Source organism: Cellulomonas septica (genome assembly GCF_012396155.1).
GTDB lineage: Bacteria > Actinomycetota > Actinomycetes > Actinomycetales > Cellulomonadaceae > Cellulomonas > Cellulomonas septica.
Window position 1 is genome coordinate 1 of sequence record NZ_JAAXOY010000812.1, and the last position, 1,380, is coordinate 1,380.

The 1,380-nt window shown below is 71.6% G+C and carries 2 protein-coding genes; one reads left to right on the forward strand and one right to left on the reverse strand.

Going from position 1 to position 1,380, the window contains the following annotated elements; genetic code table 11:
• Positions 1–345: 345 nt before the first annotated feature.
• Positions 346–642 carry a co-chaperone GroES gene (groES, locus tag HGA02_RS19400; RefSeq protein ID WP_124343398.1) on the forward strand — a complete coding sequence of 99 codons (297 nt, stop codon included), beginning with the start codon at positions 346–348 and terminating at the stop codon, positions 640–642.
• A 98-nt stretch (positions 643–740) separates the two neighbouring features.
• Here the strand turns inward: groES and HGA02_RS19405 are convergent, their stop codons facing one another.
• A complete protein-coding gene (locus HGA02_RS19405; protein WP_124343837.1) occupies positions 741–1,037 on the reverse strand; it encodes a WhiB family transcriptional regulator in 297 nt (98 codons plus the stop codon).
• Positions 1,038–1,380: the final 343 nt, after the last annotated feature.

Genomic DNA, 1,380 nt, shown 5'->3' on the forward strand with positions numbered 1-1,380 from the left:
CTGCTCGTCGTAGGGCGGGAGCGCCGAGAGCAGGGCCCATCCCTGGGGGCTGAGCAGCGCGCTGAGGCCGGCGGCGTCCATGCGGGCGATCCTTGCACGGCGCGACGGGCCGCACGACGGGCGGGACCACCCGGCGCCCCCCGACCCCTGTGCCCGCGCCACGCGCCCGCCACGCCCGGTCGTTGGCACTCGCCTTGACCGAGTGCTAACGCGTTCCTAGAGTGAGGAGCTGGCACTCTCCCCGCGAGTGTGCCAGCTGCGCACCTGGTCACGGCACCCGCGACGACGTGAGTCGGTGCGCTCGGACAGCTCGAACACGACTCACATGCGAAGGGGAGGTCCGCTGTGTCGGTCTCCATCAAGCCCCTCGAGGACCGGATCGTCGTCAAGACGCTCGACGCGGAGACGACGACGGCCTCGGGTCTCGTCATCCCGGACAGCGCCAAGGAGAAGCCCCAGGAGGGCGAGGTCCTGGCCGTGGGTCCGGGCCGTGTCGACGACAACGGCAACCGGATCCCGCTCGACGTGGCCGTCGGCGACAAGGTGATCTACTCGAAGTACGGCGGCACCGAGGTCAAGTACGCCGGCGAGGAGTACCTCATCCTCTCGGCCCGCGACATCCTCGCGGTCGTCGTCAAGTGATCTGACGGTGCCCGGCGTCCGTCCCTGACGGCGCCGGGCACCACGAAGGCCCCCGACCTGCTGGTCGGGGGCCTTCGTCGTCCTCGTGGGTCTGCGGGTCAGACGACCGCGCGACGACCGCTGCGCTGCGCCAGGATCGCGGCCCGCTCGTCCTCCGACAGGCCACCCCACACGCCGTAGGGCTCACGCACCGCGAGCGACTGCTCACGGCACTCCTTGAGCACCGGGCACGTCGCACAGATGGCCTTGGCCGCCTCCGCGCGGCGCCGGCGCGCCGACCCACGCTCGCCCTCGGGGTGGAAGAACAGGTCCTGGTCGGCGTCGCGGCAGGCGCCTTCGAACTGCCACTCCCACAGGTCCATCACCGGTCCGGGCAACCGCGAGATCTCCGCCATGCGTCCTCCTCAGTCATTCCGAGTCGGCGGGCCGTGGGCTCCAGCGCGCTCGGTAGCTCGGTTGTCAGGCACCCCGCACGGTGGTGCGGGTGGTGCTGTGGGCTGAACGCTACAACCGCGCCAGAAGTTGTTCAAGACTGCTTCGCACGATCGTGTGATGACGCGCTTCTGAGCGGACGCCCAGGTCGGCTGGCGCGGTCCGGCCCGCGCGTCGCCGTCGTCACCGCACGGCGACCCCAGCAGCACTGGCACAATCGCGTCATGCCCGCCGACGAGGACGTGTCGACGCCCACGGCCACGGCGCCCGACGCGGGAGCGCCCGCGCTCGCCGTCGCGGCCGTCG